General features: G+C 73.1%; 2 protein-coding genes. Both read left to right on the top strand.

Annotated elements, in window-relative coordinates; translation table 11 throughout:
- Positions 1-19: 19 nt before the first annotated feature.
- Positions 20-4,570 (top strand): amino acid adenylation domain-containing protein, encoded by a 4,551-nt coding sequence (locus G3I40_RS09155; protein WP_343244872.1) that lies wholly within the window; start codon positions 20-22, stop codon positions 4,568-4,570.
- Positions 4,571-4,580: 10 nt separating this feature from the next.
- On the top strand, positions 4,581-7,738 hold a 3,158-nt coding region (locus tag G3I40_RS09150; protein WP_164301659.1), incomplete at its 3' end, for a non-ribosomal peptide synthetase.

The following is a 7,738-nucleotide window of genomic DNA, read 5'->3' as shown; positions in this document are numbered from 1 at the left end:
TCCGATGCCGCTGCAGCCGGTGGCCCAGCACGTGTTCGAGCACGGCGGCGGGACGGACCGGTTCGCCATGTCGATGGTCCTCGCCCTGCCCGCGGGCATCGACGCCGAGGGGCTCGCCGCGACGTGGGACGCGGTGCTCGACCGGCACGACCTGCTGCGTGCCCGCCTGGTGCGCGGCGACGAACTCTCCCTCGTCGTCCGCCCGCAGGGCGCCGTGCGGGCGGCGGACATCATCCGCCGGGTCGACTGCGACGGGCGCTGGGACGAGCCGGCCTCGGTCCGGGCGGCGCAGGCGGAGCTCGACGACGCGGTCGGGCGGCTCGACCCCGAGGCCGGGACCATGGCGGACTGCGTCTGGTTCGCCGCCCCGTCGGGCGCGGGCAGGCTGCTCGTGGTGCTGCACCACCTGGTCGTGGACGGCGTCACCTGGCGCATCCTCATGTCGGACCTCGCCGAGGCCTGGCAGCAGGTCGGCTCCGGCAGGACGCCCGCACTGCCCGCGGTCGGCACCTCCGCCCGCCGCTGGGCGTCGGCGCTGGCGGACGAGGCGCTCTCCGAGCAGCGGGAAGGGGAACTGGCGTACTGGCGGGACCTGCTCGAAGGCCCCAACTCCCCGCTGGGTACGCGGGCGTTCGACCCGGCGGTGGACGTGTGGTCCACGGTCGACACCGTGCGGGTGGAACTGCCCGCCGACGTCACCGACGCCGTACTGACCAGGCTGCCCGCCGCCTACAGGAGCACCGGGACCGACGTGATGCTCGCCGCGCTCGCCCTCGCGGTGAACCGGTGGCGCGGCGCGGACCGTTCGACCCTGGTGCGCCTGGAGGGGCACGGCCGCGAGGAGGACGTCGTCCCGGGCGCCGACCTCTCCCGGACCGTCGGCTGGTTCACCACCATGTACCCCGCCCGCGTCGACGTACAGGGAGTGGACCCGGACGACGTGCTGGCCGGCGGCCCCGCGGCAGCCAGAGCGATCAAGCTGGTCAAGGAACAGCTGCGCGCGGTACCCGACAAGGGCATCGGCTACGGACTGCTGCGCCACCTGAACCCCGAGACCGCCCCGCAGCTCGCCGAGTACGCGGCGCCGCAGATCGGGTTCAACTACCTCGGCCGGATCTCCGACACCGACGTGCCCGAGCACCTGCGTGCCGACGGCTGGATACCGGCCCCCTGGTCCGCCGAGCTGATCGCGGCGCCCGACCCGGACCTGCCGGCGCTGTCCGCCCTGGAGGTCAACTCGGTCGCCACGGACACCGCCGACGGCACCCGGCTGCAGGTCGCGTTCATGTTCCCCACCGGGGTGCTGTCCCGCGAACGGACCGCCGAACTCGCCGACCTGTGGGTCGAGTTGCTGCACGGCATGGCCGCGCACGCCGCACGGCCGGAGATCGGCGGGCTCACCCCCTCGGACGCGCCGCTGGTCCCCGTGCGGCAGGACGAGATCGAGACCTGGGAGGAGCGCTACGGCCGGCTCGTCGAGGTGTGGCCGCAGGCCCCGGGACAGTCAGGCATCCAGTTCCAGGCGGCGCTCGCCGACGGCTCCTTCGACGTCTACCACATGCAGTTCGTGCTGCGGCTGTCCGGACACGTGGACCCGGAGCGCATGCGCGCGGCCGGGCAGGCGCTCCTGGAGCGGTACCCGAACCTGCGCTCGGCGTTCCTCACCGGGGCCGACGGCGATCCGGTGCAGGTCGTGGCGGAACACGTCGCCCTGCCCTGGCGCCACCTCGACCTGACCGGGCGCACCCAGGCCGAACAGGACGCGGCGCTCGACCAGGCCCTCGCCGACGACCGGGCCGACCAACTCGACCCCACCAGGCCGCCGTTGATCCGCCTGGCCCTGCTGACCTGCGGGCCGCAGCAGGCCAGGCTCATCCTTACGGCGCACCACACCCTCTTCGACGGCTGGTCCTCGCCGCTGGTCATCAAGGACCTGATCCGGCTGTACTCCGGGACCCGCGCACTCGCCCCGGTCCGCAGCTACGGCGACTACCTGACGTGGCTGTCCACCCAGGACAGGGAGGCGACGGCCGCCCGGTGGCAGGCCGAACTCGCCGGGTTCGACCAGCCGACCCTCGTCGCCCCCGACACCCCGCTGCAGGGGGAGGCGTCCGCGCTGGGACGGGTCGAGGTACCGCTGTCGATCGACAAGGGGCGCGAACTCGCCCGGCGCGCCGCGGAACTCGGCGTCACCCTCAACACCCTGCTGCAGGGCGCCTGGGCGATCCTCCTGTCGAAGCTGACGGGGCGCCAGGACGTCGTGTTCGGCGCCGCGGTCAACGGCCGCCCGGCAGACCTGCCCGGCTCCGACGAGATGGTCGGCCTGTTCATCAACACCCTGCCGACCCGGGTGTTCTGCCGCCCCGACCAGAGCGTCGGCGACGTCATCACCGAGCTCCAGGACCGGCAGATCTCCCTGCTCGACCACCACTACTACGGGCTCGCCGACATCCAGCGCGGCGTCGGGCTGCCCGCCCTGTTCGACACCATCGTCGTGTTCGAGAACTACCCGATCGACCGCGAGGGCATCGTCGAGGCCAACGCCTCGGCCGGCTTCACGATCGACGGCATCCGTCCCTTCGCGGGCTCGCACTACCCGCTCACCCTCAACTCCTCCGACCCGTACCTGCGGCTGTCCATCGACTACCAGAACCACCTCTACGACCGTGCCGCGGCCGAGGTGATCGCCGCCCGGCTCGTCCAGGTCCTGGAGCAGGTGCTGCAGGACCCGGGGACGCCGGTCCGCGCCATGGAGGTGCTCACGGAGCAGGAGCGCGACTGGCTGGTGCGAGGGGTCAACGACACCGCGCACCCGGTCGCGGCGGACACGCTGCCCGGTGCGTTCGAGGCCCAGGTGGAGCGCGACCCCGACCGGGTGGCACTGATCGCCGAACAGGAGACCCTCACCTACGGGGAGTTCAACCGGCGGGCCAACCGGCTGGCGCACTGGCTGATCGAGCAGGGCGCAGGCCCCGAGCACCTCGTCGCGGTGCGCATCCCCCGCTCCGTGGACCTGATGGTGGCGCTCTACGCGGTGGTGAAGGCCGGAGCGGCCTACGTGCCGGTGGACACGGAACTGCCCGACGACCGGGTGCGGCACGTCCTGGACAGCGCGCGGCCGCTGCTGGTCCTCGACGCGGCACTGCCCGATGTCTTCGGCTACCCGGAGACGAACCCGCAGCGCACCCTGTCCCCGGACAACGCCGCGTACGCCATCTTCACCTCCGGTTCCACCGGCGGCCCCAAGGGCGTACAGGTGGCGCACCGCTCGATCATGAACCGGCTCGCGTGGGGCCTCGCGCACTTCGACGTCGGCGTCGAGGACCGGGTCCTGCTCAGCACGACGGCGAGCTTCGACGTGTCGGTGCCGGAGCTGTTCGCACCGCTGCAGGTCGGCGCCGCCGTGGTCATCGCGCGTCCGGACGGGCGCCGCGACCCGGCCTACCTCGCCGACCTGATCCGGCGGGAGCGGGTGACCGGCGCGGACTTCGTGCCCTCGCTGCTGGAGGCGTTCGTCACCGAGCCCGCGGCGAAGGAGTGCGACAGCCTGCGCTGGATCGAGGTCGCCGGCGAGGCGTTCCCGCCCGCGCTGGCCAACAGGTTCGTCGACGTGCTGCCCGAGTGCGGGGTGCACAACCTGTACGGGCCCACCGAGGCATCGGTCGAGGTCACCGCGTGGCAGCACGTGCCCGGCGCGGACCGGGTGCCGATCGGCGCACCGGTGTGGAACACCCAGGTGTACGTCCTGGACCAGGCCCTGCGCCCGGTCGCGCCCGGCGTCGTGGGCGAGCTGTACCTGGCCGGCACCGGACTCGCCCGCGGCTACCTGGGGCAGACCGGGCTGACCGCGAACCGCTTCGTCGCCTGCCCCTTCGGCGCACCGGGAACCCGGATGTACCGCACCGGCGACGTCGTGCGGTGGAACCAGGACGGCCAGGTCGAATACCTCGGCCGCTCCGACTTCCAGGTCAAGATCCGCGGGTTCCGCATCGAGCTCGGCGAGATCGAACAGGCCCTGACCGCGCACCCGGACGTCGACAGCGCGGTGGCCGTGGTGCGCGAGGACCGCGCCGACGACCAGCGACTGGTCGCGTACGTGGTGCACGGCAAGGCGGCGGACCCGGCCGCGCTGGATCCTGCGGCCCTGACGGACCTGGTCCGCGCGCACCTCCCGGAGTACATGGTCCCCTCGGCGATCGTGCCGCTCGCCGCACTCCCCATGACCCCGAGCGGGAAGCTCGACCGCAACGCGCTCCCCGCCCCGGACCACACCGAGGCCGCGGCCGGACGGGGTCCGCGCACCCCGAACGAGGAAGTCCTGTGCCGGCTGTTCGCCGAGCTGCTCGGGGTGGCGGAGGTCGGCATCGACATCGACTTCTTCGACCACGGCGGCCACTCGCTGCTGGCCACCCGGCTGATCGGCCGCATACGCAACGAACTCGACGTCGACGTGAAGGTCACCACCGTGTTCCGCAACCCGACCGTCGCCCAACTGGCGGCCCGCATCGAGGAACCGGCCCCGTCGAACCGCCCCAAGCTGCGCCCGATGCTGCGCCCGATGAACGTGTAGGAGTGCGTCGATGATCCCGTTGTCCTTCGCCCAGCGTCGGCTGTGGTTCCTCCACCGTCTGGAAGGCCCGTCCGCGACCTACAACATCCCGTTCGTGCTGCGTGTCGACGGGCCGCTGGACACGGCGGCCCTCGCCGCGGCGGTGACGGACGTCGTCACCCGGCACGAGAGCCTGCGCACCCTCGTCGCCGAGAGCGCCGACGGCACGCCGGAGCAGCGGATCCTGCCCCCGCAGGAGGCGGTCGTCCCGTTCCGGGTGGTCGACGTGAGCGCGGACGCGGTGGACGCCGCGACGCACGACGCCGCGTGCGAGGGCTTCGACCTGGACACCGAACTCCCGCTGCGGACCACCGTGCTGCGCCTGTCCCCGCAGGAGCACGTGCTGGTGTTCGTCTTCCACCACATCGCCGCGGACGGGGCGTCGATGGCGCCGTTCCTGCGGGACCTGCTGGCGGCGTTCACGGCCCGCCGCCAAGGGGGCGCGCCGCAGTGGGAGCCGCTCGCCGTGCACTACAAGGACTACACGTTGTGGCAGCGCGAGGTGCTGGGCGACGAGGACGACCCGCAGAGCGTCGCGTCCGCTCAACTGGCCTATTGGCAAAAGGAATTGGCCGATGTGCCGCAGCCGGTGCAACTGCCGCTGGACCGGCCGCGGCCGACGGCGGCCGACCACCGGGGCGGCCACGTCGACTTCGCGCTGGACGCGGAACTGCTCGCCGGGGTCAAGAAGCTGGCCGCCGAGCGCGGCGCCACGGCGCCGATGGTCGCGCAGGCCGTCCTCGCGGTGCTCCTGCACCACATGGGCGCCGGCAACGACCTGACGATCGGCAGCCCCATCGAGGGACGCGCCGACGAACAGCTCGACGACCTGATCGGGTTCTTCGCCAACACCTGGGTGCTGCGCGTCGACCTGTCGGGCAACCCCACGTTCGGCGAGCTCCTCGCACAGGTGCGGGAGCGGGCCCTGGCCGCGTACGACAACCAGGACGTCCCCTTCGAGCGGCTCGTGGAACTGCTCGGCCCGGACCGCACCACCGCCTACCAGCCCCTGTTCCAGGTGATGCTGGCCTGGCAGTTCGAGTGGTCGCGGATCGAGATACCGGGCCTGCACGTCACACCCCTGCCCGCGGGCACCGGAACCGCGAAGTTCGACCTGTTCCTCAACATCGTCCCGGCCCCCTCCGGCGGCGCGTACGGTCGCCTGGAGTACGCGACGGAACTGTTCGACCACGCCACCGCCGAGAGCCTGGTCGACCGCTACGTACGCGTACTGCGTCAGGTGGTCGCCGACTCCGGGACGCGGCTCGGCGAGGCGGACGTGCTCACCGGCGCCGAACGGGAGCGGCTGGCACGGCTCAACGAGACGACGCGGCCGCAGCGCGCGGCGACGGTCCCGGAACTGGTCGCCGCCCAGAGCGCGCGGACCCCGGACGCGACCGCGGTGGTCTGCGGACCCACCGCCCTGTCGTACGCGGAGCTGGAGTCCCGCGCGGGCCGCCTCGCCGCGGTACTGCGCGAGCGCGGTGTCGGACCGGACGTCCTGGTCGCCGTGGCCCTGCCGCGCTCCGCCGACCTGGTGGTCGCGCTGCTCGCGGTGCTCAAGGCGGGCGGCGCCTACCTGCCGATCGACCCCGACTACCCGGCCGCGCGCGTCGACCTCCTGCTCGACACCGCCGACCCGGCGCTCGTCCTGACCGACCACGCGACGGCGGCGACGGTGGCCGCGGGCCGGCAACCGGTGCTCCACCTCGACGACCTGGCCACCGAGGGCCCCGCTCCCACAGCGCCCGACACCCGCGTCGACCCGGACAACCTGGCCTACGTGATGTTCACCTCGGGCTCCACCGGAACGCCCAAGGGCGTCGCCGTCACCCATGCCGACGTGGTCAACGGCGTACGGGACCTGCGGCGGACCGTCGGGGTCGGGGCGGGCTCCCGGATGCTCGCCGCGACCTCGGTGAACTTCGACGTCTCCGTGTTCGAGATCTGCACCGCGCTCACCTGCGGAGCGAGCGTCGAGATCGTCCGGGACGTCCTCGAACTCGCGGAACGCGACAGCTGGTCGGGCACCACCATCAGCGCCGTGCCCGCGGTGTTCTCCGCGCTCCTCGACCAACTGGCCCCCGGCGCACCCGACGGCCCCCGACTCGACGTGGAGACCGTCGTCCTCGCCGGTGAGGCGCTCTCCGCCGAACTGGTCCGCAAGGTCCGCGACGCCCTGCCCGGGGTGCGCGTCGTCAACGCGTACGGGCAGACCGAGAGTTTCTACGCCGCCACGTACACGCTCCCGGCGCAGACGGCGCAGACGGCGCACACCGGCGCGATCCCGATCGGCCGGCCGCTGGCCAACATGCGCGCCCACGTCCTGGGGCCCGAGCTGACCCCCGTACCGCCCGGCGTGATCGGCGAACTGTACGTCGGCGGTCTGCTCGCCCGCGGCTACCACCGCAGCGGCGCCCTCACCGCCGAGCGGTTCGTCGCCTGCCCCTTCGGCCCGGCCGGCGCCCGCATGTACCGCACCGGTGACCTGGCCCGGTGGGACGAGAACGGCCAACTCAGGTACGCGGGACGCGCCGACACCCAGGTGAAGGTGAACGGCATCCGCGTGGAGCCGACCGAGATCGAGACGGTCCTCGCCCGCCACCCCGCGATCGGCCAGGCCGCGGTCACGGTCCGCGAGGACCACCACGGCACCCCTCGGCTGGTCGGCTACGTGGCGCCGGCGGGCGCCCCGGAGGCGGACCTGCGGCGGTTCGTGGCCGAGCGGCTGCCGGACTACATGGTGCCCGCCCAGTTCGTCGTCCTCGACCGGCTGCCGCTGACCGTGAGCGGAAAACTGGACCGGGCCGCACTGCCCGCGCCGGTGTTCGCCGGCACCGCGTACCGGGCGCCGCGCAGCGAGGCGGAGCGGATCCTGGCCGAGGTGTACGCGGACGTGCTCGACGCACGCCAGGTGGGCATCGACGACGACTTCTTCACCAGCGGCGGCGACAGCATCCGCTCGATCCAGGTCGTCGCACGGGCCAGGACGCGCGGCGTGGCGGTCACCACGCGGGAGGTCTTCGAGCACCGCACGGTCGCCCGGCTCGCGGAACTGGCCGCCGGCCGGCAGGCCGAGGAGCAGGTACGCCTGGCCGAGCTGCCCGGCGGCGGCGTGGGCCGGGCCCC

The organism is Streptomyces sp. SID14478, assembly GCF_010548525.1.
Taxonomy (GTDB): Bacteria; Actinomycetota; Actinomycetes; order Streptomycetales; family Streptomycetaceae; genus Streptomyces.
The sequence above is the reverse complement of the archived record's forward strand: the minus strand, read 5'-3'. Positions and strand labels throughout refer to the sequence as shown.